At 63.5% G+C, this 24680-nt stretch carries 25 protein-coding genes and 1 pseudogene; 13 read left to right on the top strand and 13 right to left on the bottom strand.

Annotated elements, in window-relative coordinates; translation table 11 throughout:
• The first annotated feature begins 7 nt into the window (after positions 1 to 7).
• The 5 genes from nasA to HYG82_RS33820 all read left to right on the top strand — a co-directional run bounded on the left by nasA (position 8) and on the right by HYG82_RS33820 (position 5516).
• The gene (nasA, locus tag HYG82_RS33840) at positions 8 to 2083 is read left to right on the top strand and encodes an assimilatory nitrate reductase NasA (protein WP_179261504.1); all 2076 of its coding nucleotides are present in this window, start codon (positions 8 to 10) and stop codon (positions 2081 to 2083) included.
• Between the two features lie 70 nt (positions 2084 to 2153).
• Positions 2154 to 3470 (top strand): MFS transporter, encoded by a 1317-nt coding sequence (locus HYG82_RS33835; RefSeq protein WP_179261502.1) that lies wholly within the window; start codon positions 2154 to 2156, stop codon positions 3468 to 3470.
• Complete coding sequence (locus HYG82_RS33830; RefSeq protein ID WP_179261500.1) at positions 3470 to 3967, top strand: molybdenum cofactor guanylyltransferase; 498 nt, start codon at positions 3470 to 3472, stop codon at positions 3965 to 3967. The genes HYG82_RS33835 and HYG82_RS33830 overlap by 1 nt, the downstream gene beginning before the upstream one ends.
• 276 nt (positions 3968 to 4243) lie before the next feature.
• Positions 4244 to 4537 carry a DUF7130 family rubredoxin-like protein gene (locus HYG82_RS33825; RefSeq protein WP_179261498.1) on the top strand — a complete coding sequence of 98 codons (294 nt, stop codon included), beginning with the start codon at positions 4244 to 4246 and terminating at the stop codon, positions 4535 to 4537.
• A gap of 70 nt (positions 4538 to 4607) precedes the next feature.
• Positions 4608 to 5516 (top strand): ketopantoate reductase family protein, encoded by a 909-nt coding sequence (locus HYG82_RS33820; protein ID WP_179261496.1) that lies wholly within the window; start codon positions 4608 to 4610, stop codon positions 5514 to 5516.
• A 98-nt stretch (positions 5517 to 5614) separates the two neighbouring features.
• On the opposite strand, the gene HYG82_RS33815 is transcribed toward HYG82_RS33820, so the two are convergent.
• Both HYG82_RS33815 and HYG82_RS33810 read right to left on the bottom strand, forming a co-directional pair.
• Positions 5615 to 5971, bottom strand: coding sequence for a NifU family protein (locus HYG82_RS33815; RefSeq protein ID WP_179261494.1), 357 nt, complete (start codon positions 5969 to 5971; stop codon positions 5615 to 5617).
• Positions 5972 to 6054: 83 nt separating this feature from the next.
• Positions 6055 to 6372, bottom strand: a complete 318-nt coding sequence (locus tag HYG82_RS33810; protein WP_179261492.1) for a DUF5783 family protein — start codon at positions 6370 to 6372, stop codon at positions 6055 to 6057.
• Between the two features lie 232 nt (positions 6373 to 6604).
• Here HYG82_RS33810 and HYG82_RS33805 point away from each other — a divergent pair, with 232 nt between their 5' ends.
• Positions 6605 to 6997, top strand: coding sequence for a hypothetical protein (locus HYG82_RS33805; RefSeq protein WP_179261490.1), 393 nt, complete (start codon positions 6605 to 6607; stop codon positions 6995 to 6997).
• 448 nt (positions 6998 to 7445) lie between these two features.
• The gene (locus HYG82_RS33800) at positions 7446 to 8201 is read left to right on the top strand and encodes a PHP-associated domain-containing protein (RefSeq protein ID WP_179261489.1); all 756 of its coding nucleotides are present in this window, start codon (positions 7446 to 7448) and stop codon (positions 8199 to 8201) included.
• 79 nt (positions 8202 to 8280) lie between these two features.
• Here HYG82_RS33800 and recJ read toward each other — a convergent pair whose 3' ends face one another.
• Together recJ and HYG82_RS33790 are read right to left on the bottom strand one after the other, a co-directional pair.
• Positions 8281 to 9810: a RecJ family nuclease gene (gene recJ / locus HYG82_RS33795; RefSeq protein ID WP_179261487.1), complete on the bottom strand. Its 1530-nt coding sequence runs from the start codon at positions 9808 to 9810 to the stop codon at positions 8281 to 8283.
• 304 nt (positions 9811 to 10114) lie between these two features.
• Positions 10115 to 10441, bottom strand: a complete 327-nt coding sequence (locus HYG82_RS33790; RefSeq protein ID WP_179261485.1) for a winged helix-turn-helix domain-containing protein — start codon at positions 10439 to 10441, stop codon at positions 10115 to 10117.
• Positions 10442 to 10553: 112 nt separating this feature from the next.
• Between HYG82_RS33790 and HYG82_RS33785 the strand changes: the two genes are divergently transcribed.
• Complete coding sequence (locus HYG82_RS33785) at positions 10554 to 10805, top strand: hypothetical protein (RefSeq protein WP_179261483.1); 252 nt, start codon at positions 10554 to 10556, stop codon at positions 10803 to 10805.
• Between the two features lie 247 nt (positions 10806 to 11052).
• Here HYG82_RS33785 and HYG82_RS33780 read toward each other — a convergent pair whose 3' ends face one another.
• From HYG82_RS33780 to HYG82_RS33765, 4 genes are all read right to left on the bottom strand, one after another.
• On the bottom strand, positions 11053 to 11271 hold the full coding sequence (locus HYG82_RS33780; protein ID WP_179261481.1) for a hypothetical protein: 219 nt from the start codon (positions 11269 to 11271) through the stop codon (positions 11053 to 11055).
• Between the two features lie 183 nt (positions 11272 to 11454).
• Positions 11455 to 11664, bottom strand: a complete 210-nt coding sequence (locus tag HYG82_RS33775) for a hypothetical protein (protein ID WP_179261479.1) — start codon at positions 11662 to 11664, stop codon at positions 11455 to 11457.
• Positions 11665 to 11848: 184 nt separating this feature from the next.
• Positions 11849 to 12058 carry a hypothetical protein gene (locus HYG82_RS33770; RefSeq protein ID WP_179261477.1) on the bottom strand — a complete coding sequence of 70 codons (210 nt, stop codon included), beginning with the start codon at positions 12056 to 12058 and terminating at the stop codon, positions 11849 to 11851.
• A 57-nt stretch (positions 12059 to 12115) separates the two neighbouring features.
• Positions 12116 to 12793, bottom strand: a complete 678-nt coding sequence (locus HYG82_RS33765) for a hypothetical protein (protein WP_179261475.1) — start codon at positions 12791 to 12793, stop codon at positions 12116 to 12118.
• 366 nt (positions 12794 to 13159) lie between these two features.
• Here HYG82_RS33765 and HYG82_RS33760 point away from each other — a divergent pair, with 366 nt between their 5' ends.
• The 3 genes from HYG82_RS33760 to HYG82_RS33750 all read left to right on the top strand — a co-directional run bounded on the left by HYG82_RS33760 (position 13160) and on the right by HYG82_RS33750 (position 15803).
• Entirely contained in the window at positions 13160 to 14038 is an 879-nt protein-coding gene (locus HYG82_RS33760) for a complex I NDUFA9 subunit family protein (RefSeq protein ID WP_179261473.1), read from the top strand.
• 56 nt (positions 14039 to 14094) lie between these two features.
• Entirely contained in the window at positions 14095 to 14772 is a 678-nt protein-coding gene (locus tag HYG82_RS33755) for a DUF4166 domain-containing protein (RefSeq protein WP_179261471.1), read from the top strand.
• Positions 14773 to 14846: 74 nt separating this feature from the next.
• Positions 14847 to 15803, top strand: a complete 957-nt coding sequence (locus HYG82_RS33750) for a YndJ family transporter (RefSeq protein WP_235217687.1) — start codon at positions 14847 to 14849, stop codon at positions 15801 to 15803.
• 81 nt (positions 15804 to 15884) lie between these two features.
• Here HYG82_RS33750 and HYG82_RS33745 read toward each other — a convergent pair whose 3' ends face one another.
• From HYG82_RS33745 to hemC, 4 genes are all read right to left on the bottom strand, one after another.
• Positions 15885 to 17015 carry a CapA family protein gene (locus HYG82_RS33745; protein WP_179261467.1) on the bottom strand — a complete coding sequence of 377 codons (1131 nt, stop codon included), beginning with the start codon at positions 17013 to 17015 and terminating at the stop codon, positions 15885 to 15887.
• Positions 17016 to 17145: 130 nt separating this feature from the next.
• The gene (locus HYG82_RS33740) at positions 17146 to 17901 is read right to left on the bottom strand and encodes a uroporphyrinogen-III synthase (RefSeq protein WP_179261465.1); all 756 of its coding nucleotides are present in this window, start codon (positions 17899 to 17901) and stop codon (positions 17146 to 17148) included.
• 4 nt (positions 17902 to 17905) lie between these two features.
• Entirely contained in the window at positions 17906 to 18742 is an 837-nt protein-coding gene (gene cobA, locus HYG82_RS33735) for a uroporphyrinogen-III C-methyltransferase (protein WP_179261463.1), read from the bottom strand.
• A 17-nt stretch (positions 18743 to 18759) separates the two neighbouring features.
• Positions 18760 to 19893: a hydroxymethylbilane synthase gene (gene hemC, locus HYG82_RS33730; RefSeq protein ID WP_179261461.1), complete on the bottom strand. Its 1134-nt coding sequence runs from the start codon at positions 19891 to 19893 to the stop codon at positions 18760 to 18762.
• A gap of 262 nt (positions 19894 to 20155) precedes the next feature.
• Here hemC and HYG82_RS33725 point away from each other — a divergent pair, with 262 nt between their 5' ends.
• Both HYG82_RS33725 and HYG82_RS33720 read left to right on the top strand, forming a co-directional pair.
• Positions 20156 to 20521 carry a group I truncated hemoglobin gene (locus HYG82_RS33725; protein ID WP_179261459.1) on the top strand — a complete coding sequence of 122 codons (366 nt, stop codon included), beginning with the start codon at positions 20156 to 20158 and terminating at the stop codon, positions 20519 to 20521.
• A gap of 266 nt (positions 20522 to 20787) precedes the next feature.
• Positions 20788 to 23103, top strand: a complete 2316-nt coding sequence (locus HYG82_RS33720; protein WP_179261457.1) for a nitric-oxide reductase large subunit — start codon at positions 20788 to 20790, stop codon at positions 23101 to 23103.
• 193 nt (positions 23104 to 23296) lie between these two features.
• Here HYG82_RS33720 and hemL read toward each other — a convergent pair.
• Positions 23297 to 24644 (bottom strand): annotated as a pseudogene (gene hemL / locus HYG82_RS33715) (glutamate-1-semialdehyde 2,1-aminomutase).
• Between the last annotated feature and the right edge of the window lie 36 nt (positions 24645 to 24680).

Raw genomic sequence — 24680 nt, 5'->3', positions numbered from 1 at the left:
GTGGGACGTGAGTAACTGGGTGCCGACGACGTGCATGCGGTGTGCCGTCGGGTGCGGTCACATCCATCGAGGCGCAGACATCGGCGTTGGCGTCGACACGGTGCGTGGCGATCCGGCTCACCCCGTCACCGAGGGACTGGCGTGTGCACGCGGCCTCCGCGAGACGAAAGATCCCGGCGGTGAATGGCTCACGCGCCCGCTGGTCCGCGACGGCGGCGAACTGGTCCGGACCACGTGGGATGTCGCGCTCGCACGCGCCACGCAAGGGCTGTGCATCGCCCACGACCGGACCCCCGACGCCGTGGCGATACTCGGGAGCGGCCAGCAGACCAACGAGGCCGCGTACGCGCTCGGGAAACTCGCCCGCGGCGGGTTCGGTACCCGCCACTACGACGCCAACACGTCCCTCTGTATGGCGAGTGCGGTCACGGCGTACTATCAGGCGTTCGGGAGCGACGCGCCGCCGTGTACGTACGCGGATATTCCCGACGCAGACCGCCACGTGATCTGGGGAGCGAATCCGGCTGTTGCACACCCGGTGTTGTTCCGGTGGATACAGCAGGCGGCCGACGAGAACGGGGTCGAGATCGTCGTCGTCGACCCCGTTCGCTCCGAAACGGCCTCGAACGCTACCCACCACGTCGCCCCCGACCCAGGGAAGGACCTCGCGCTCGCTCGAGCAGTCCTCGCACATCTAGTGGCGACCAATCGCGTCGACCACTCGTTCGTCGATCGGGCCACGGACGGCTTCGAGACGCTGTATCCGTCCCTCCCATCGCCCGCGGCCGCCGCGACGGCGGCTGGCGTCGGGATGGAGTCGATCGAACTGCTCGCCGCCGCGCTCGACCTCGACGCACTGATCTACTGGGGAATGGGAGTCAACCAGCACGTCCAGGGGACGGAAACCGCTCGCGCGCTCATCGATCTGTGTCTGGCGAGCGGCAACCTGCGACCCGGTACCGGTCCGTTCTCGTTGACCGGGCAGGCCAACTCGATGGGAACCCGGATCTGTTCCTCGAAGGGTACGTGGCCTGGCCAGCGCCCCTTCGCGGACCCCGACCATCGGCGGGTCGTCGCGGACCACTGGGGGGTTCCGGTCGATCGGCTCCCTGACGATCCCGGACCGGGGCCAGTCGGATTGCTCGAGTCGGACCCGGTCGAGGCAATCTGGACCGTCGCGACCAACCCCGCCGCGGGGATGCCCGACGCTGACCGAGCGCGTGAAACGCTCGCAGATGCATTCCTGGTCGCTCAAGACGCCTTCCGAACCGAAACCACGGCGCTCGCCGACGTCGTGTTGCCCGCGGCCACCTGGGGTGAGTCCGCGGGGACGACCACGAACATGGAACGGATGATATCCCGGATTCGGCCGGCAACCGAACCGCCGAGTGGTGTGCGCTCCGACCTCGAAATCATTCAGACGATCGGCTCGCGGCTGTTTCCATCCCTCTTCCCGGACGCATCACCCGACCCGGCCGCCGTGTTCGCGGAGTTTACGGCGCTCACTGCGGGGACCGTCGCGGACTGCTCGGGCATTACCTACGAGCGCCTCGCTGAGAGCCACGCCGTCCGGTGGCCCGCCCCCGACACCGAGACCGCGGGCGGGTACCGGTACTACGACGACGAGTCGTGGTCGTTCCCGACTGCGTCCGGCCGCGCGCAGTTTTCGACGGGTCGCCAGGACCCGTTGCCGGAACCGACCGACGACGATTACCCGCTGACGCTTACCACGGCCCGTGCTGGCGACGAGTACAACACCGGTGTCCGCTCGCGCGTCGGGACTCGAGCCCCCGTCGTCCGCCTCCATCCCGACACCGTGTGCGATCACCGCGACCACGTCGTGGACGACCGAATCGCGATCGAGACGCGTCGCGGTTCGGTCACCGCCCGTATCGACCCTGACGACGGCGTCCCCGCGGGGCTGGTCTGGCTGCCGATTCACCATCCGGCCATCAACCGACTGACGCTGTCGGATCGGGACCCGCAGTCGAAGGAACCGCACTTCAAGCAGTGTGCGGTCCGGTTGACCGCACCCGCCGATCAGCCGCAATCGAAGCACGAGAACTCATCATCCGAACTATGAGAGACAGCAGAACCCACACGCAACGCCCAGTCTACACTCCCGACCTCACCGAGAACGAGGGGGTTGTTCGATGACCCTGGTCAGAATGACGAAGTACCGCACGCTCGCGCTCGCCACCGTCGGGTTCAACTTCTCGTTTCTGATCTGGTTCTCGTTCGCGCCGTTTACGGGCCAGATGGCGGACGAGTTCGGCCTCTCGCTTGCGGACATCGGCATTCTCGCGAGTGCGGCCATCTGGCTCGCCCCGTTCGGCCGGATCGTGACCGGATGGCTCTCGGACCGGTACGGTGCACCTGCCGTCTTCGGGATCGTATTGACCTACGTGGGCGTGTTCTCGATAGCGAGTGCGTTCGCGCGATCGTATACGGTCTTTTTCGTCGAGCGGCTCGTGGTCGCGACCGCCGGCATTACGTTCGTCATCGGCATCCAGCACGTCTCGGAGTGGTTCCCCCGGGAGCAACTCGGGACGGCCGAAGGGATCTACGCTGGAATCGGAAACGCCGGCGCGGCCGCCGGTGCGCTCGTCCTCCCCCGCGTGTTCGCGGAGGGGTGGAACGGCCCACTGTTCGAGACGAACTGGCGCGCGGCGTTTTTTTACACCGGCATCGTCTCGATACTGCTCGCGTTCGCGTACTACCTCCTCGGTGACGCGGCCAGATCGGATGAGAAGCGACAGGCGACCGCCGAAAACACGAGCTTCGACGGCTGGATCTACACCGCGACGCGGTACGGCACGGTCGTGCTCGCACTCGCGTACGTAATGACGTTCGGGCTCGAGCTTTCGATGAACGGGTGGCTCGCGACCTACTACCGCGAGGGGTTCGACACGAACGACCTCGTGCTCGCGAGCACGTTCGCGGCGACGTTCTCGGTCGCATCGGGGTTGCTTCGGCCCCTCGGAGGCTACGTCAGTGACCGGGTGGCGCGGAACGAACGAGACCTCCTGCCGTTTTTCACCGGCCACTACCGCGAGCAGTGGACGTTTCTCACGTTGTGTTTCGTGGTCGTGACGATGTTCGGGATGACCCTTGCGGGGCTCTCCGGCGAAGTGCTGCTCGCAGTCGGCGCTGGATTCCTCGTCGGTACTGCGTGTGCGCTCGCCGAGGGGTCGATCTTCGCCCAGGTGCCTGCGATGTTCCCCAATAGCTCCGGCGCGGTTGCGGGTGTGGTCGGCGGCGTCGGCACCCTCGGCGGTATCGTCTATCCGTTGATCTATGCCGCACCGTATCTGCCCTCTCTCCACGTCGGTTACGCCGTCGTGGCCGTCTCGATGACCCCGATCGTGGCGCTTTCGGCGTGGGTGTTCCAGCCGAAGATCGCACGCGTCGCCACCGAGGCTGGCCTCACCGGCAGGCGGGGCGAGGCTCCTGCCGAAGGAGGGGACTGATGCGCTCCGCGGTCGTGCTCGCGGGCGGATACTCGACTCGCTTTCGCGACTCCGACAAGGCGACCGCGGAACTCGACGGCGCCCCTCTCGTGCATCGGATTGCCGAATGCGTCGCACCTGCAGTCGACGAGATACTCGTCAATTGCCGCGAGGAGCAATGTGAGGACATCGCAGCGGCGCTCGCGGCTGTTCGGCATCGGTTGGCGGTCGACCCGGTTCCCGACGGCGGCCCGGTCGCGGGAATCCGGACCGGGTGTCGCATCGCCCGGGGCCGCTGGACGTTCGTCGTGGCGTGTGATATGCCGTTCGTCCGTGCCGGTCTCGCGAACCGGCTGTTCGACGCGGCTGACGGTGACGGCGCAGTCCCGCGTATCGACGGACGATCGCGCCCGCTGGCTGCAGTTTATCACACGCACGCGGTCGTTGCCGCGGCCGACAGGGCCCTCCACGCCGGGTCCGGAGCGGTATTTGACCTGCTCGATACCTGTCGGTCGTGACCGTCTCGAGCTCCGCACCCGCGCTCGTCGTCTCGGATATCGATACGCGTGCCGAACTCCGGGCGATCGAGAACCAGCATTCCGACCGAAGTGCCCCTCCCGAGTCTCCGTCGGGTTGCCGGTAGTTTTCGTCGAGCGGCCGCTCGATATCGACAGTCCCGGTTTGCATGCGAGGCGGTGACCCGAAGCGCTGTGCGAGGCGGAACCGCTGACACCGTCCCCGAAATTCCGTATAGCACGATAGAGTTTATGCTCGCGTGTGTGGTACCGTCGCGTATGGCCGAGGAACAGCAACGACTGGGGTTCGGAACGACGGTTTACACCGAAGATGGCACGGAAATCGGTCGCGTCCGCGGCGTCGACGAAGACGGACTCTACGTCACGCTTCGAGAAGGAATCGAGGGACTGAGCATCGAGCACGTCCGTTCCGGGCACGAGTTCGGGGAAGCGGAGTTGATGTGGCGTTGCTGGGAGTGTGGCGAGATGGGGCGCCTCGATAGCGATATTCCCGACGAATGCCCCGCCTGCGGTGCCGGCCGGGAGGACCTGTACTACTGGACGGAGGACTGACACTACCCGGATGACGTAAACGAAGTCGGTGGACGAAAACAGTTTGTACTCGCCCGCTTCACCTCGACGCATGGACATCGTCGTCTTCGGGGCCGGAAGCCTCGGCAGTCTCGTCGGCGGGGTGCTCGCCCGCGACCACGACGTTACCCTTGTAGCGCGCAAACCCCACGCTCGCGCCGTCCGCGAGTCGGGCCTCCGTCTCGAGGGCGTAGACGAGGACGGCCCGACACGCGTCTTCCCGACCGCGACGACGGACGGAACGGAACTCGAGGCGGACCTCGCCGTCGTGACGGTCAAATCGTTCGATACCGCCTCGGCTGCCACCGCACTTGCGACGGGTTCGGTCGACGCCGTCCTTTCCCTGCAAAACGGGATGGGCAACGAAGCGACGCTCGCGTCGCGACTCGACGTCCCGATACTCGCGGGGACGGCGACTTACGGTGCGATCCTCCGCGAGCCGGGCGTGGTCGAATGCACGGGTCACGGCGATATCGTTCTGGGCGACCGAGCGGGCGGACAGTCGGCGCTCGCGGCGCGGGTGGGCGACGCGTTCGCGGTCTCGGGCCTCGAAACGACTGTCGCGGACGACATGCCCCGACGTCTGTGGGCGAAACTCGCGGTCAACGCGGGGATCAATCCTGTGACAGCGCTGACCGCGACCGAAAACGGAGCAATCCTCGCGGAACCGGCGAACGACCTCGCACGCGCCGCGACCCGGGAAACCGCCCGCATCGCTCGCGCCTGCGACGTTTCCCTCTCGAATCGAGAGGCGCTGGCCGAAATGGAGGCCGTCGCCGAAGCGACGGCGGCGAATACGTCATCGATGTCCCAGGACGTTCTGGCCGGCCGACGTACCGAAATCGATGCCATCAACGGCTACGTCGTCGACCGTGCGGCCGATCATTCCCTCGAGGTGCCGACGAACCGCACGCTCGCGACGCTGGTCGAGACGTGGGAACGCGGCCGCGACCTGCGCTGACGGTCGAGCCACTGCGAACGGAGTGATCGCTGTCCGGAGGGAATCGAAAGAGAACGTGCAAAAACGTCGGTTCGGACTCGAGCGGGACGAACGCCTGGTTAGAACGGAGCTTCCGGTCCTTCGTCGGTTTCGCCGTCGTCGACGGTCTCGCCGGGGAACGAGGGGCTCATGCCGCCCATGTCGTCGTCGCTGTCCATGCCGGTGGAGGCGTTAACTTTCTCGATTTCGGGGATTTCCTTGACCATTCGGCTCTTGATTGCCTGAATCGTCATCGGGGAAATGCCACAGCCGCTGCAGGCACCGCCGAGGGCGATGCTTACTTCGCCCGATTCGCGATCGATGTCCTGAATCGCCGCGCTACCGCCGTGCATCTGAATTTGCGGGAAGTTACGGCGAAGGAAGTTCGTCACGCGCTCCTCGAGATCGTCCCCGTCGTTTTGGGTCTCAGTACTCATAGAATGACGTTGGGTATCAGCCCCCCTAAACCTTCCGTCCTCCATGTTCGGCTATCGTCGTCGGCGACGCCTGTCGCCACAGATCAGGCGAATCCAAAGACGCGCTGGAGTTCGGTCTCTATCTCCTCGACGTGGATTTCGAGGACCTCTTCGAACCGATCTTCGTCGACGAGGACACCTGAGATGCGCTCGTACGGATCGTCCGGGAGTTCGACGCGAAACTCACCGTCGCCTTCGTAGAAAGGCTCGCTTTCGTTCAACACCTGCTGGTCGATCGCGTGAACGAGCTGGGAGTCGAACCGGTCGTTCATTCGGTTGAATGCGTTCTTGTACGCCTGCTGGAGTTCGGGAAAGTAGTTCGCGTATTTGTCCTCGAATTGTTCGGGATCGAAATCGGCCATATCCTCTTTCAGTACGAGCGGAGACAAAAGTCGGACGATCGTCCCCGCTCAAGGGCATTTCGTCCGATTTGAGCGGCGTTTCGGCCGTCTGACTCGGGTCGGATTCCGTGACTCGGGCGCCGATGCACCGCGTGTCCGTATGCAAGCGGACTGAAACGGTACGGGTTCCGTATATAGGACTTGGCGTATGCAGGCGGAACGATCACTCCCATTCTAGGCGATATCGCTGTACATGACTGTTGATCAGGACCCTATCCCTCGAGAAGCGTTACCGCCGAGATGGGGCCCCGTCGAATGTCAAGACGATCGGTTCGTCTACCGGCACAATCGGCCGTCGATAGAGCTGATCGCAGATTGCACCCTCGCCGATCGCTCCCACCCGGGACTCGGACTCTGTCGGTGCTGGGAACTCCAATACCGGTATTTCATGACGGATCGGACGATCTCTCAGTCGATCGGGCGCGTCTCGACGCGCCAGGCTGCGATCGACGGCCTGCTCGAGTGTATGCAGCGAATTCACGACACCGTCTCGGCAGCCGACGGTCCGCTCAAGGTTGAGGAGGTGGTCGACAGCGTCCCTCTTTCTGATCTCATTCCGACGGGACGGGTACAATCGCCGAGGTGACGGCCTGTGGAAGTCGGTGACCGCGACGCGGGCACCAACGAACAGCCGCATCACACGCGACCGAACGGATCGCTGTCGGACGCTACGAGGGTGACCGGTCGCTACAGCGGTGATAGTTTCTACGGGACCCGAGCAGCCCTGCTTCGCTCGAGAGAGACAGTTATCGCGTCGAACGACCAGGTAACAGACTGCTACCCGCGGTCGATATCTGAGCCGGCCCGACTTCCCACCGGGCGAGTCGGTAAACTACGCTTATCCGCGTCCAATGTGCGTCTCGAACCGCGCGTCGCCGCTTCCTGCAACTGGTGCCCTTGGCCGGCATAAATCGCATATCGATATATTGAATTCTGGCACAACGCGACTACCGATCAGCAGCATAGCGTTTATGCGGACCAACGAATTATTGGTGGTAGCGACTCCCGCTGCATCCGACACCTGATATCCCCCAATGACCACGCAGATTCCGTTTGCGATCGACTTCCACGTCCACTCCGACGACTCCTACGACGGACACGAACCGATCGAACTCATTCTCGAGCACGCCGCCGATATCGGCCTCGACGGGGTGGTCATCACGGACCACGACGAAATCGATGAATCGCGCCGGGCGGCGAACCTCGCGCCGCAGTACGGACTGATCGGGATTCCCGGCGTCGAAGTTTCAACCCAGCACGGCCATTTACTGGCGATTGGCGTCGAGAACCGCCCCGATCCCGGCCAGCCGTTCATGGATACCGTCGAGATCGTTCGCGAATTGGGCGGCGTCGCGATCGTACCGCACCCGTTCCAGCGCAGCCGCCACGGCGTCAGAAAGCGGTGGATCGACGACGCCGACGCGATCGAGACCTACAATTCGATGCTGTTTACCGGCTACCGGAACCGACGTGCGCGAACGTTCGCACGACGTCGAAACTATCCACAGATCGGGGCCAGCGATGCACACTACCTTCCAAACGTCGGGAAAGCGTATACAGAGGTTCTCGTGACGCCCGACGCAGCGACTCCCACGAAAGCCGATATCGACGGTGACGATCTCGTCGACGCGATCCTCGAGGGTCGAACCCAGATCCACGGCAAGCGCACGCCGATCCGCAAGAGCGCCGTCCAGTACGGAAAAGGCGCGGTGCGCAAGACGGCCTACATGTTCACCTCTCGCGCGCCGTTGCTGCCGACGGTGCCGGCGTCGATGGACAGATCGACCTGAACGTAGGCGCACCCGCCTTGGGCTCGTCGACCGTGATTCGGCGGCCAGAACGAACTGCGACGGGTGTTTTTCCGTCGCGTCAGGAGAGTTGTTCGCCGACGATCTCGTCGGCACGTTCGACGAACGCTTCTTCGTTTCCTTTCGGGACCGTCGCGCCCGCGGCGACGTCGTGACCGCCGCCGTCGCCACCGATGGCGCGGGACGCATCTCCCATCACGATCGAGAGGTCGAGCCCCTTGCGAACGAGGGAGTGAGTTCCTCTGGCAGAGACCTTCACTTCCTCGTCGTTCTTGTCCGCGAACGCGACGATCGGCTTCGAGCGGCTGATCCCCGCGTTGCCCATCGCCATCCCCGCGACGATGCCGACGATCGTCTCGCGAATGCGATCGCCGGCGTGGAACCACTGCACGTGGTCTTCCTGTGTGACCCCCTCGCGGGTGACGAGATCGATCCCGTTCGAGAGGTTTCGCCGGTGCTCGCGCAGGAGCTGGCGTGCGCGCTCGAGCGCGCCGCCTCGATCGCCGAGACAGACGCTGAGACCGACGTCGGCGCGCTCGTACCGGGCAGTCGCGTTGAGCAGGGTCGAAAACTCGCTCGCGTCCCGCAGTTCCGTTCCGACGGATTCCTCGCTCAGGACGTAGGCAGTGCTTACGAGCCCATCGATCTTCGTCGCGGGGACGCCCCGCGAGACGGCCCGTCGAACGAGCGCGCTGGCGACGGTCTGTTTTTCCTCGCTCGTGAGGCCGGCCCAGCGCCGCCATTCGCCGTCGCGTTTCAACTCGAGATCGAGTTCGTCCAGGAAGCGCAGCGCGCCGTTCGCATCGTTCGAGATGCCGGGGATGTGGACGTCGGTGGCGTACTCGAGCAGTTTCGGGAGCGGCCGGGTCTGTTTCCCGTAGAGCGCGAGGTCCTTGCCGGTCTCGATGACGCCGGCCTCGACGCCCTCTGCGACGATCTCCGCGTTTGCGCCGTGGAGTTCGCCGCCGGCGGCCTGCATGTCGCCGACGGCGCCGACCACTGCGAGAGCGGCCAGATCGCGGTTGTCGGCGCGGGCTGTGGGCCCCGTCGATTCGGCGACGGCTCCGCCGTCGGAACGGTGTTCCGACGAGGACCGCGATTCGTCGACTCGTTCACCGCCGTCGGCTGCAGCGGCCCGGGAACCACTGCACACGTCCGCGAGCGCCCGTGCGAGGACGTAACTCGCACCGGCGCCCGACAGTTCCGAAGCGCCGTTGATACCGAACAGGAGCGGGTTGAGGTGGTAGTCTGTCTCCCGGTCGGCGGGCTGGTGGTGGTCCGCGATGACCGGGGTTAGATCGCCTGCGTCCTCGTATTCGCCGATCACGTCGAGCTGGCCGCTCCCGAAGTCGGTGAACAGGACGGTGTCGTAGTCGGTGTCCGCGATCGCGCTGATCGCGTCTTCGTCGAGTTGCTTCTCGAAGACCGTCTCGAACGGGATCCCCGCCCGCTCGAGCGCCTGCGCGGCGATCGCGGCGCTCGTCAGCCCGTCCGCGTCGATGTGGGAGGCGAGCAGCACGCGATCGGCCGCACACAACCGCTTGGCACACGCTATCGCGCGATCCTCGAGTTCGGGAACCGGCCCTGTCATCGATTCATCGGTCGATGATGGGTCGCCATCCGGGATAAATTTCCGGATGGACGCCGGCCGTTGGGTTCGCGATCGGTCGTCTCGGATTCAGCGCCCCTCGCCGGCGAAGCGGTCACCGCTGCACCACCATTCAGTGTTTCTCCGATGCGTCAGTTAGAGCTATCAAAATCTGCGGAAATGTATTGCTAGTTGAATTCTCAATTATATCCAAAGTCTGTTTTTGAGGCCTGTTACCCGCTCCGTGGAAGTTCTGCGTAGCGGGTTGGTACAACGCTCGAGGGCCGCGTAGTGGCAACGCTGACCTTCACTCCTCCATCAGCCTTGCGTCGTCAAACTTTGCTAGTCCTTTGGCTGCCTCGCTGTCCCGGTTTATCTGGTACATTTTCGAGTTGCCGATCGTCCGTGATTCCTCAACGACCCCTGTCTCAAGCAACTGGTCTATGTGGTCGTAGACGGTTGATCGTTCCACTCCGGCCATGCGAGCGAGGTCGGAGATATTCAGGTCGTGGGTGTCGCCACGTCGGGACTGGGCTATCAGCGTGAACACTATCCGGGTTCTTGGGTGGTCGCCTAGCACGTCGTAGATGATTTTCCCACCGCCATTCGATCGGTCGGATTCGGTTTTCGACATCCTACTAGCAACAATGTTAGTACAGCACTTATAATTTGTTGTCGCCAGACTACGTTGATGTTGCTCACAAACAACAGATGTAAGTACATGGCACTATAATCACGATATACCGATGGCGAAGAAAACCGACTACGAACTCGAAGCGGATGTGGTGGAGACACTGATCCGTGACGAAGTCGTTGGGTCCAAGAAGTGGACCGTCGATAAGTTGAAGAACAGCGGGTTCAAGTCATCGGATCAGGGCCGAGTCGAAGACATCATCCGAGAACTCGGCAAGGACCCGAACTCCCCCTCGAGTATTACGGAGGGGGAGCCCGAGACAACGTTCGCCTCACGTCCATCGACGAGGCCCGAGAGTGGTTGAAGGAGAACCACGATCGGGACCTCTGGTGGGTCGAAGGCGGCGTCCCTTATTTCTTTGATTCTGGGTCCGGCCAATCATGCTTCGATGTACCACTGTGACACTGGCCTATTTCTCGATATGGTCAGTTATCTTGACTCGTAGTTCCCTGAATTCAGACCATATCCAGAGCGATATCCCCACGGGTAGCTACTACTCCCCTATTCTCGAAAAAAGGAGGCCCGAATGAACCGATGTCGCTATACGGAATCTAACTCTCTTTCAGGAAAACGACCCATACCAGCGCAGACAGCGAAATCAGTCCCATCGCACCTGCCGAAAAGAATATCGCCGTTTCCCAAAAGTTATCTACTCTCAGTATCCCGTCTATCCCTTCAAAATAGATCGACGAGGCCATGAGGAAAATCGCAAATACGAGCATGAAAACGGACATTTTCGGGTATTTCGTGAATCCTGTTTCAAATTCCATTGGTTATTTCAACTGTGTATAGGTGTAAGTATTTTAGGGCGAGGCGGTTTGGTGGTGTTAGTGCTGTGGTTCTAGACCGCCGCCTCTGAAATTCTGGCCCTACCTACGACTGGCTACTCCCCCGCTATTCTCGGAAAATGAGACCCGAATAAACTGTCCGTCTCTATACGGAATCTGACCCCCCTACCGCATAGCGACCCATGCTAGAGCGGACAGTGCTACGATCACCTGCACAACCATAGCCGCGAATATGCCCGTAACCCATATATCCTCGACATTTAAGATCGCATCAAGACCTGAAAAGTAAATCTCCAGTCCAATGATGACGATTGCGTACACCAGCATGAACACGGACAGTTCCGGTTTTTTCGTAAACCCTGTTTGATAGGCCATTGGTTATTTCAACTACTAATTTGTGTAAGTATTTTTCGGAGAGGTGGTTCGACTATCTCAACTCTGGGGTTCTGGACCTCCGCCTCTGAAATTCTGGCCCTACCTACGGCTGGCTATTCCCCCGCTATTCTCGGAAAATGAGATCTGAATAAACTGTCCGTCTCTATACGGAATCTTATCCTCCCTACCGCACAGCGACCCATGCCAGCGCAGACAGCGAAATCAGCCCGATCGCACCTCCCGTAAAGAATATCGCTGTTTCCCAAAAGTCATCTACTCTCAGCACTCCGTCTATCCCTTCGACATAGATAGACGAGCCCATGAGGAAGATTGCAAATACGAGCATGAACACGGACATTTTCGGGTACTTCGTATATCCTGTTTCGGGAACCATTGGTTATTTCAAATTCGTATAGGTATAAGTATTTTAGGGTGAGGTGGATCAGCGATATCAGTGCTGAGGTTCTAAACCTCCGGCTGTAACACCACCGGTCAGACGATACGTCGTAACGGCGAGCACGATACCATGCCCTTCGTCATTATTGTTGATTAGGGACTTCCCGATCCGCATTAGGAATCCTGCGGCAGCACTGACAACGACAGCCGGAATATTACCGTAGAGACCGTTGACCGCTGCGCTGAACGCAGCTAGCTCTATGCCGATAGACAGCAAGTCTACGAGGTCGCGACAGTCGCAGTGATTGATCCATAGTTTATGCCGGATACCAGAAGGCGTGTGAAATACACCATATTCGGTTTTCCCGTTGCAGGTTTCGGATGGCGGTGCGCGGTATCTAGCTGTTCTTACCCCGTTAGTATTGGGTTGCGTCTGCGATTCGATCTTTGAGTCGATCGTGACCGCACCGTTCTGCATGGAGAAATCCAGTTTCCCCTCGTCCTTCGCCTCGTTCATCGCCTCGGTCGAGGCGATCATCGAGTCGTCATCGTCGCCATAGTAGACGAGATACCCGCTGTCGTCGATCCCATACCCGTACTTTCCTCGTCGAGTACCAGACTGCGCTGCTCCCGTACCAGAGGCCAGGAGAGAGGTGATACCGAGACTGGAGAGACCCGCTGTTGATCTGATTACGTTTCGACGTGATAGCCTGTGGGAATTATCGTTCGCCACAACCGGAAGAAAAGGTGGTTTAGTATTCAATATTTCGAGAGTTTTCTGGGTGAGAATAAGCCGGCAGATAGGTGAGTGGCTTACTGGTCTGAGTCCTCGTCAACCGAACAACAACACGGCTCCGGCTCGCCAGTCGCTTGGAACTGGTCGCTACGGTTCGAGATGGGCCGAACGCGGCCACATCGGATGGCATCTGAACTCCTCGGCGTGACACGCGGGGTACCAGGGTGGTTCCGATACGTATCGGTGCGGTCGGGTGCGCTGCTGCGTCGCCACCTTGGCCAAACTGCGATACGTCGGCTCGAATCAGGCTGTAATATGTCACCGCGGCGGAACGCTTAGGATTCCGTGGCCGAACGCATCAGTATGAACGTCCTGGTCGCGGGCGGGACGGGCTGTCTCGGCCGATCCCTGTGTCGCGTGCTGGCCGATCGCGGACACGAGGTGACGGCCGCCTCGCGGTCGCCCGACGCGAGCGAGTTGCCGGACGGAGTCGCGACGACGGTACTGGACGTGACCGAGTCCGATCTCACGGCGGCGGTGGCCGGCCACGACGCTGTCGTCAACCTCGTGGCGCTCCCGTCGCACGTCGAGTCCCGCGACCGGAGCCACGAGTCGGTCCACTACGACGGCACGCGCCACCTCGTCTCGGCGAGCGAGGAAACCGGCGTCGAGCGATTCGTCCAGCTGAGCGGGCTCGGCGTCGACGACGGCGTACAAACGGCGTACTTCCGGGCCAAGCGGCGGGCCGAACGCGTCGTCCGTCGCTCGAGCCTCGAGTGGGTGATCTACCGCCCGTCGGTCGTCTTCGGCGACGGCTGTGCGTTCACGCCGTTCGTCGAGCGGATGAGTCCGCCGCTGGTGACGCCGCTGCCGGGTGGCGGTCGGATGCATCTGCAGCCGATCTGGGTGGAAGACCTCACGCCGATGATCGCCGACGGCCTCGAGACGGACCGCCACGCGGAGCGATGCTACGAGATCGGCGGTCCCGAGCGTCTCACGCTGGCGGAGACGGTGACGACGATCCGCGGCGGAGGGATCGTCGTGCCGATTCCGCTGCTTCTCGCAGGGATCGTCGCACGCGTCGTCGATCCGCTCCCGCAGATCCCGTTCGGCCGCGACCAGTATCGCGCGCTGCACCTCGACAACACGACGACCGACGACGCCCTCGACGCGTTCGGCGTCGACCCGGCGTCGCTTCGGACGCTGTCCGCGTGGATCGAAACCGCTCGGGGTGATCGATAGATGACATCGATCGCGTGCGGACCCGGCGGATTCGATGCAGTCACGGAGGGACGGTCGTGACCGGGCTCTTCGAGCGCGAGGTCGGCGACGACTGGGAGACCCTCCATCCCCGTGTTCGGGAGCGCTACGGCCTCGAGGCCGACGAGGACCGTATCGTCGTCGGCGTCGGCCGGATGACCGAACTGGACCGGAATCCGCTCGCGGTGCCGATCCGTCGGCTCGGGACGCTCGACGACTTCCTCTTCCCAGAGGGCGGCAGCGACGTTCCGTTTACGATCACGACGGAGGCGTTCGTCGACGACGCGGGAAATGAGGCGCTGTTCCTCCACCGTCGCTTCGAGACCTCGCCGCCGCGAGCATTCGTCGACACGCTGCGGTGGAATCCCGAACGAGGGTGTCTCACCGATCTGTTCGGCCGTCGCGGACACGTCGCCGCCGACGTACGCGTCCGAGCCGACAACGAGTCCCTCGCGCTGTCGATCGGCACGCAGTGGCTTCGAGCCCGGGGAACCTACGTCGCCCTCCCCAACCCGCTGTCGGTCGACGGCCACCTTCGCGACTGGTACGACGATGATGCGGACCGGTTCCGCGTTGCGGCGGAGAGTACGAATCCGCTCGTCGGAACGGTGTTTGGGTACACCGGGACGTTCGAGAGTGACTTCCGGCCCACCGATCCCGATGCGGCGACTCGCTCTGCTCTCGGCGGCATCGACCTGCCGGGTGAGAACGCGTGACCGACCTCGAGCCGACGCACAGGCCGCGTACTCGCCCGGCGAGTGGAACGCGGCTGCGACTCGCCGGCCGCCGCATGACAGATTTGAGCGCGGCACTCGGCGCGGTTCTCTGGTTCGTCCTCGCCGCCGGGGTCGGCGGTGCGTTCGACCTGTCGACCGTCGAACTGTACGTCGCTCTCGCGGCGCTCGTCCTCGTGCCCCTCGGTATCGGGATTGCGGTGTCTGCTCGCGACACGAACGTGTTCACGCGTCACTACTCGGTCGTCATCCTCGGGCAGCCGCCGGCTGCACTCGCCGTCGTGGGGGCACTTGCCGCGCCCCAGGGCACCCTCACCGCGATGGCGCTCGTCGTCCCATGGCTTGGCGTCACCGGCATCATAGCCCTGTTCGGGCTTCGACGGCTCCTGTCTCGAGGCATCGGACCGCTGCCCGCCCTCGCGATCGACGTTGCGCTCCTCTACGTTCCCGTCGCCGCCGCCGCGCTTTTCCTGCACGTTGCCGGTATCGCGCTGCGCTTCGCACCGATCATCGTCCTCCTGACGGCGGTCCACTTCCACTACGCCGGGTTCGTCCTGCCGCTCGTCGTCGGCCGGGTCGGACGGCGTTTGACCGGCGACGTCGGCGGGTTTGCACCGACGGCCGCGGGACGGGTGGCGACCGCGTCGACGCTCGTGATCATCGTCGGCATCGCCATGATCGCCGTCGGGATCACGTTCTCCCCGCTGATCGAATTGCTCGCCGTGGTATGCTTTGCGACCGCGGTTGCTGGCTTCGCGGTGCTTCTCGTTTGGGCTGTCGTTCCGGCGGTCCCGCGGCTGCCGGGACTGTTGCTGACGGTCGCTTCGCTGTCGATACTCTGGACGATGGCGCTAGCGCTCGCATTCGCCGTCTCGTCGCTTCCCGGAACGCCCTCGGTCGTCACTATCCCGGAGATGCTCCGCTGGCACGGGAGCGTCAACGCCGGCGGATTCGCCCTGCCAGCCATTCTCGCCGTTCGACTGCTCGAGCGAGTCGACGAGTCGTCGGCATAGTCACTCTCGTTCGCCGCCGCAGTCGCGTTCGTCGGGTTCGACGGTCGAGACGTCGAACCGCGTTGGCCGTCTGCGGGGCGATCACAGCGACACCAGAAGGCAATCTCCATCTCGTTCGTACGTCGTCCCGAAGAAACTCGAGCGGGCACGAAGCGTTTCCCGGAGCCACGCCGCCGCATCCTCGCTGGCGCGCGTGACGCCGTCGTAGATTTCGATCGGAACGAGCCGTATTTGCTCGACCCGTCCGTCCTCGAGCGTGACTTCGAAGAGGTAGCTTCGATCGTTTCTCACACCACCTTTCACGCCGAAATCGTCGACGAGGTCGCCCGTATCGTGCAGAATAACGCCGTCGCCGTACTGTTCGACGGCCTGGACGACGTGAGCGCTGTGGCCGTGAACCAGATCGACGCCCTGATCGACGAGCCAGTGGCCGAACGCAACGAGCCGGTCGCCTGGCTGCTCGACCCAGTTTCGCCCCCAGTGGATCGACGCGACGAGCAGATCCGGATCGTGCGCTCGCGCGCGCTCGAGCGCCTCTCCGACGATTCGCTGAGTTTCGGCGTTCTCCGGGTCGGTTTCCACGTAGGCTATGCCGGGCCGGTTATCGGTCACGGCGTACGTGCTGCCCTGGTCCGAGAACGAGACGCAAGCGACCGAGACGTCGCCAGCGGAAAAAGTCGCCGGCTCGATGGTCGCGTCCGGCGTCGCGCCGGTCCCCGCGGATTCGATACCGGCTTCCTCGAGTACGTCGATCGTATCGGTCAGCGACACCGCCCCGTAGTCCATCGCGTGGTTGTTCGCGAGCGCCGTGAATCGGACATTTCCGGCGCGGAGCGCGGGGATAACCCACGCTGGATTGCCACGGAAGTGATACGCTCGATTCGGAAACGGTTCACCCCGCGTCGACAGACAGCACTCGAGGTTACAGCAGACGGCGTCGAGCGATTCGAGGCGCGGTCGGAGGTCTCCCCACACGGCGGTTGGATCGCCGTCGGGGCCCCCGTAAATGCTGTTGAGTCGCCGCCCGAGCATCGTATCGCCGCCGAATCCGACGGTCGTTCGCTGGCGATCGCGGTCGGCTGGTGGATCGGGTGCGACGGGAGGGTCAGGGTCGTCTTCCCCGGATGCGGCCGGCTCAGCTCTGGGCGCTGCGCAACCGCTGACTGCCACGGTTCCGGCGGCCGCGAGGAACGCCCGGCGGTTTCGAGTCATTGCACTGAGAGCTGTGATTGGGCGTTCCAGCGAGCGGGACGACCGCTTGCCGGCGAGCGGTTTCCCTGCGTTCGATCCATGAAATACATTGCATCACATCAGATTAAAAAAATGACGCTCGTTCCGGTGGTTACTCGCCGTCGGTCGAGGTCGCCCCGTCGACGGTACCGACGGTTTCGACGGCGAGTCGCTCGAAGGTAGCCTCGCTCGCGACAAGATCCACGTCGATTCCTAGATCCGTAGCCGTTTCAGCCGTCGGCTCGCCAATCACGCCGACGGTCGCTGCGTCGAGTCCGTGGAGCGCCGCCTCGCGAATCTCGCGTTCGGCTGCGGTCTCGAGAAAGTGCTCGACGGTCAGCGACGATGTGAAGCAGGCGGCGTCGAGCCGTCCGTCGGCGGCCATCGCGACGGATCGACCGCTTTCTTCGGGACGCACCAGCCGATAGAGGATCGTTTCGTGTACGTACGCGCCGGCGGCGTCGAGCCCTTCGAGTAAGACGTCACTCCCGTGGTCGCTGCGGGCAATTTCGACGCGTGCGCCGTCGACGCGATCTCGCAGTGTCGCGACGAGGCCGCTCGAGGTGAACTCCGCGGGGACGAGGTCGACCGAGTATCCTTCCTCGCGGAGCGCGTCGGCCGTCGCCGGGCCGATCGCGCAGATGGTTTCCTCGCTCCCTTCCCAGCCCGTTTCGGAAACCAGTTCTGCGCCAGTCTTGCTCGTAAAGACGACGTAGTCGGCGTCGGTCCGGGGCACCGCGCCGGTCGCTTCCACCGCGAGCATGGGGTCGGGGACCGGATCGGCTCCGAGGTCTTCGAGCAAAGCGGTGGCCCGCTCGAGACGGTCGTCGTCGGGCCGGAACACGGCGATAGTGGGTATCTCGCTCATCGTCTCACCTCGTGGGTCCGCACTCGCCGTCCTCGTGTTGCTCATCGTTTCTCTCGGCGACCGCTCCGTAATCGTTCTGTAGAAAGTCGACGACCGACTCGCGCGTGCCGGCGACGTCTCCGATCACCGTCACGGCGGGCGGCGAGATATCCGCCTCGTCGCGGACGTCGACGATCGTCTCGAGGGTCCCGGTCGCCACCTGCTGTCCGGGCCAGGTACCCCGTTCGACGAGTGCGACCGGCGTCTCGGGCTCCACGCCGGCCTCGCGCAAGGCCGTCGTGTAGTCCGGAAGCCGGCCGACGCCCATCAGGACGACGATGGTGCCGCCGGTGGCGGCCAGTGCGTCCCAGTCGACGGCCGACTCCTCTTTAGTGGGGTCTTCGTGGCCTGTGACGAACGACACCGAGGAGGCGTGATCTCGGTGCGTGACCGGAATACCGGCCACCGCGGGCGCGGCGATGGCGGACGTTACCGCGGGGACGACCTCGAACGGGATTTCGTGAGCCGCGAGATATTCCGCTTCCTCGCCGCCGCGACCGAAGACGAACGAGTCACCGCCTTTGAGTCGGACGACGGACCTGCCCGCGCGGGCGAGCTCGACCAATCGCTCGTTGATCTCCGACTGGGGCGTGCGCTCGCCGCCGGCGCGCTTGCCGACGTCTTCGCGACGGTGTTCCGGGAGCAATTCGAGTATCTCCGGTCCGGGAAGCTTGTCGTGGAGAACGACGTCCGCGGCCTCGATCAGGCGCTTCGCTTTGACGGTCAACAGATCGGGGTCGCCTGGGCCGCTCCCGACGAGGTAGACGGTTCCGGGCTCGGCGGCAGTATCGGATGCTGACATTCGCTGGTACTCGCTAGCTACTTCCCCGCGGGCTTATCTTCCTCGGAGACGCCGTCGTCGTCCGCGTCCTCGTGGGCGGCCTCGATCAGGTCCGCTGCACCGCGGTCCGCGAGGTCCCGTGCGAACTCGCGGGCGGCTTCGGCGTGCGTTTCGATCGGCAGATCGCGACTGGCCGCCACCGATTCCTCGCCGTCGCGGTCGAAGACGCTAACGGTCGCGTGGACATACTCTCCCTGGACGACCGCGTAGATACCGATCGGAGCGATACAACCGCCCCCCAGTTCGGCCAGGATCGTTCGCTCGACGGTCGTCTCGACGCGACTCCGCGGATGGTCGATCGCCGTCTGAACCTCGCGTGCCGTCTCTCCGTCGCTTGCGGTCACGGCGAGTGCTCCCTGTCCGGGTGCGGGAACGAACGTTCCCGTCGGCAGTTGCCGATAATCGACGTGATGGGTGAGCCCGCTGCGCTCGAGGCCGGCTGCGGCGAGGACGATCGCGTCGTACTCGGTCTCGACCTCGCGGCCGAGCGCCTGCCGCTCGAGTTCCGAGAGATCCTCGAACCAGTCGTCGACGGTGCGGTCGTACTCGGATTCGAAGTCCTCGCTGCCACCGTTCCCCTTCCGTTCTTTGTCGGCTTCCGTCCGGTCCTGATGTTCGTCCTGTAGTGCGGGGGCGAGGAGCTTCTCGAGCCGCGTGTCGACGTTCCCTCGCAGCGGTTCGACCTGGAGGTCCGGCCGCTCGGAGAGTAGCTGTGCGCGCCGGCGCAGACTCGAGGTGCCGACGGTTGCCCCGTGGGGAAGCTCATCGAGCTGCGAGCCGTCGGGCGTGACGAGGACGTCGCCGGGTCGCCCGCGTTCGGGAACCGCGGCGGTGACGAGGTCCGGCGGCTGCTCAGTCGGCATGTCCTTCATCGAATGCACCGCGCCGTCGAGATCTCCCTCGAGGACGCGCTCGTCTAACTCGCGGACGAACGCGCCCGTTTTTCCGAGTCGGTGGATCAACTCGTCTGTGATCTGATCGCCCGTCGTCTCTACGGTGACGAGTTCGACCTCGTACCGACGCTCCTCGAGGGCTTCTTTCACCAGGGCGGCCTGTCGCCGGGCGAGTGCCGACCCCCTCGTCGCCAGCCGCAACGTCCCGCGCGTTCTCATAGCCGTCAGTCGGGGCCTGGGGTATGAAAAGCGCACGCTTATCGGACGGATGGAGGACTCGACGCTGCCCGCTCGAGTCGCGGATCGATCTCGAACGCAGCGAGCGGTCGCTCGTGTAACTGGTGGGCCAAACGGGAGCCGTTTTGCGTCCCGACGATCGGTCGTGAGACGTCCGGGGCCATTTGCTTGTGATACACACGCATATTTATTCCAGGAAATCTCCGACGAACTTTATTTGCTCGAGGCGGGTACGTACGACCCGATGACAGACTCGCTGTACGAGCGACTCGGTGGCGAAGACTCGATCGCGGCCGTCGTCGACGAGTTCTACGACCGCGTCGTGGCGGACGAACAGGTCGCACACTACTTCGACGACGTCGACATGCAGAAACAGCGCGCCCACCAGACGCAGTTCATCAGTTCCGTCGCCGATGGCCCGGTCGAATACTCGGGCGAGAAAATGGAAACGGCCCACGCGGCTCTCGGGATCACCTCCGCGGATTTTCAGGCGATCGCGACCCACCTTGAGGAAGCCCTCATGGAGTTCGACGTCGACGAGGACGATCGGGAAATGGTACTCTCGGAAATCGCGAGCTATCGAGACGCGATCGTTACGGCCGCCGACTGAACCGTCGGCGACCCGATATCCGGACCGAATTTCTCGAGCGGCGGAGACGGCGACCGAGTCGTCGGTCCCACGACTTCGAGCCGACCGAATGCGACCGGTCCACTGTTTTCGAGACGAACGAAGTCCTCTGTTCGCTCCCGTCGAACCGGCCGGAAACGGCCGGTTCGTTCCTCGTAACCGGACGCACGAACACGTTCGCCCCCGCCTCCAGTCCATAGGAAATAGCGGGTCGTTTGAGGGGGATATCGTGCCTACTCTCAGTCGACATGCAAGTGAAACGAAAACAACTGGCGACGTTCCTCGCGACGATCTTCGTCGTCAATCTCATCGTCATGGGCGGTGGTGCCTGGCTTTCCTATGCGAACTCGCCCGACATCCCCGATACCATCGTCGGACCAAACGGCGACCCGATCGCGACGAGCGAGGACGTCCGGGACGGCAAGGCAGTCTTCCAGGAAAACGGCCTGATGAATCAGGGCTCGATCCTCGGCCGCGGGAGTTACTACGACACCGACTACACCGCCGACGCGCTCGAGTCGAAGACCGAGTACATGCGCGAGTACTACGCACAGGAGCGCTACGGCGAGAACTATACGTCCCTTAACGCAACCGTGCAGGCGGGGATCGACGAACGAGTCCGCGGGGAACTGCAGTCGAGCGAGTACGGTTCGCAGGTCGCGTACTCTGAGGCGGAAGTCTACGCCCACCAGCAGGTCCGCGAGGACTACGTCGAGCGCTACCACGAGGGCGACCGCGAGCGCGGGATCCCCGCGGGTCAGGTGCCGAGCGCGGAGGGGGCCGAAGACTTCGCCGACTTCGCGCTGTGGACCGCCTGGATCTCCCACACTGATCGCCCCGATTCGACGACGTCGTTCACCAACGACTGGCCGTACTCGCCCGCCGCGGGCAACGACGCCGGCGGCCCCGTGATGGTCTGGAGCGTCATCGCATTGGTGTTACTCGTCGGCGGGGCCGGGATCGCGATCTGGCTCTACCAGTCCATCGAACTCCCCGAACCCGACGCGAGCGGCGTTTCGATCCCCCATCCGAAGGAGATCGATCTGACACCGAGTCAACTGTTGAGCACCCGGTTCGTCCTGATCGGCGCGCTGTTGTTCGTCGCCCAGACGTTCCTCGGGGGACTGCTCGCTCACTACTACGTCGAACGCGACGGCTTCTTCGGCCTCCGCGAGGTGATCGGGTTCGACGTCCTCCAGTGGCTGCCCTGGTCGATCGCCCGAACCTGGCACGTCGACCTCGGTATCCTCTGGATCTCCACGCTGTGGCTCGGTGCCGGCCTCTTCCTCGCGCCGCTTTTGACCGGCCGCGAACCGCCGAAGCAGGCGCTGTACGTGAAGGGCCTGATCGGCGCGTTGCTGGTCGTCGCCGTCGGCGCACTGGCCGGCATCTGGCTCGGCATCAACAACGTCTTCGACGGCCAGCTCTGGTGGCTGCTCGGCAACGAGGGCCTCGAGTACGTTGAGATCGGCCGCGTCTGGCAGGTCGGCCTGCTGGTCGGCTTTCTCGGCTGGACCGTCCTCGTCGCCCGCGGGTTCAAGCCATTGCTCGACCGCGAGCCTCGCTACGGGCTGGCTCACATGATCGTCTACGCCGGCGGCTCGATCGGACTGCTCTTCATGGCCGGCTTCCTCTATACGCCTCGAACGAACATCGTCGTGACGGAGTTCTGGCGCTGGTGGGTCGTTCACATGTGGGTCGAGGGCGTCTTCGAGTTCTTCATCATCGTCGTCATCGCTCTGACGTTGGTCTCGATGAACCTCCTGCAGAAGAAATCCGCCGAGAAGGCCGTCATCTTCCAGGCCGCCCTCGTCATGGGCAGCGGCATCATCGGCGTCTCCCACCACTACTGGTGGGCGGGCCTCCCCGAAGCGTGGCTCCCTATCGGCAGCGTGTTTTCCACTCTCGAATTCATTCCGCTGCTGTTTATCCTCTACGAAGCGCTCGGCCAGTACCGCGCGATGGATGCTGCAGGGGCCGACTTCCCCTACCGGATGGCGTTTTACTTCATCGTCGCCTCGTCCGTCTGGAACTTCTTCGGAGCCGGCGTGATCGGCTTCTTCATCAACCTCCCGATCATCAGCTATTACGAGACCGGCACGTACCTCACTGTCGCCCACGCACATGGCGCGATGTTCGGCGCATTCGGCCTGCTCGCGATGGGGATGGCCGTCTACATCCTCCGGCTGACCACCCGCGACGCCCGCTGGACCGACCGACGCCTGCGCTGGTCGTTCTGGCTCTGTAACCTCGGGCTGGCGCTGATGATCTTCCTGTCGCTGCTGCCCATCGGCTTCCTCCAGCTCGAGACTGCCTTCACCCAGGGGTACGCGGCCGCTCGCAGCCTCGAGTTCTACAACGGCGGGCTGATCCAGACGCTGTTCTGGCTGCGCATGCCCGGCGACACGCTGTTGATCCTCGGTGCGGTCGTTTTCGCCTGGGACGTCACTGTGAAGCTGCTGTTCCAGCGGAAGGCGACCGCCGGGGAGACGCGCGACCACGTCATCGCGGATCGGCTCATCGCCGACCGCGGCTCCGTCGAACCGGTCAGCGACGACGACTGAGCCGCGTCCGTTTTATAAAACGCCGAGTACGTCGTCGAGCGTGACTGTCTCGGTAAAACGACCGCTGTCTTCGCGTTCGTCTTTTCTCATGGGGAAACGAACACCGCTGGACAAATATCCCTTGTAGTGTTTCCCGTACGGGTATGACACACGACTTCCTTCAGTCAGATAGAAAGCGAACTTGTAACGACTGCTATAGCGCTTCCTTGTACGCCTCGAGCGTTTGCTCGACGTCTTCCTCGGTGTGGCCGTAGCTGACGAACTGGCACTCGAACTGGTTCTGGGAGAGGAACACCTCCTGTTCTTTCATCTGGTTCCAGAAGATGCGCCGCCAGCGTTCGGTCTCGGCGTTTTTCACGTCGGCGGCGTTTTTCGGACAGTAGTCGTAGCGCGGGCAGGTCGGCTCCTGCCGGCAGCCGGCCTCGCACTGCTCCTCGAGGGAGTCGGGGCCGGGCCCGTCTCGCGTGAATATCACCTTGAACATGCTGTCGGTTCCGGTGACGGTGTAGCTGGGGGCCTGATCGGCGACGATGTCGGTCAGCCCGCTTCGGAGTTGGTCGCCGAGGGCGTTGACGTGGTCGTAGACGTCGTTTTCGGCGGCGAACTGGAGCGTCTCGAGGCCGGCGGCCATCGTGACGGGGTGACCGGAGAAGGTGCCGGCCTGGAAGACGTCGCCCGAGGGCGCGAAGTGCTCGACGATTTCGGCGCGGCCGCCGATCGCGCCGACAGGGAAGCCGCCGCCGATGATCTTTCCGAAGGTGGTCAGATCGGGGGTGACGCCGAACTCGCTCTGTGCGCAGCCGAGCCCGCCGACGCGAAAGCCGGTGATCACTTCGTCGAAAATGAGCAGCGAGTCGTGTTCGTCGGTGATCTCCCGGAGGAACTCGTGGTAGCCCTCCTCGGGGTAGACGATGCCGTAATTCCCCAGGATCGGTTCGGTGAGGACGGCCGCGATGTCGTCCCCGTGTTCGTCGAACACGTCGCGGATGGCGTCCTCGTCGTTGAACGGCACGGGAAGCGTATGGTCGGCGAACGATTGGGGGATACCGGCCGACGACGGCCGGGGGTTTTCCGCGTCGCCCTCGACCAGCGTGGACTCCTGTGCGCCGTTGGTAGCCGCCCTGCATGACGACGATCTTGTTCCGACCGGTGTAGCCACGGGCGAGTCGCACGGCCGAGACGGTCGCTTCAGTTCCGGAATTGACGAACCGGATCTTCTCGACGCTGGGGACGTGTCTGACGACGAACTCGGCGAGGTCGACCTCGACGGGCGTGGGCGTGCCGTACATCGGTCCCTCGCTGGCCGTCCGCTGGATAGCCGCTCGAACCTGCTCCGGGAGGTCGTGACCCAGCAACAGTGGGCCAAGTCCCATGACCCAGTCGATGTAACGGTTCCCGTCGGCGTCGACGACGTGGCCACCCTCTCCCTTTCGGACGAAGAAGGGATACGGCTCGATCGCCGCACGAACTGCGGAGTTGACGCCGCCGGGCATCACCGACAGCGCCCGATCGTAGAGACGTCGCGAGTCCTCGTGATTCATATTTGCAGCGTTTTCTCGGCGACGTTATAGAGGTGG

The organism is Natrinema halophilum (genome assembly GCF_013402815.2).
GTDB lineage: Archaea > Halobacteriota > Halobacteria > Halobacteriales > Natrialbaceae > Natrinema > Natrinema halophilum.
The sequence above is the reverse complement of the archived record's forward strand: the minus strand, read 5'-3'. Positions and strand labels throughout refer to the sequence as shown.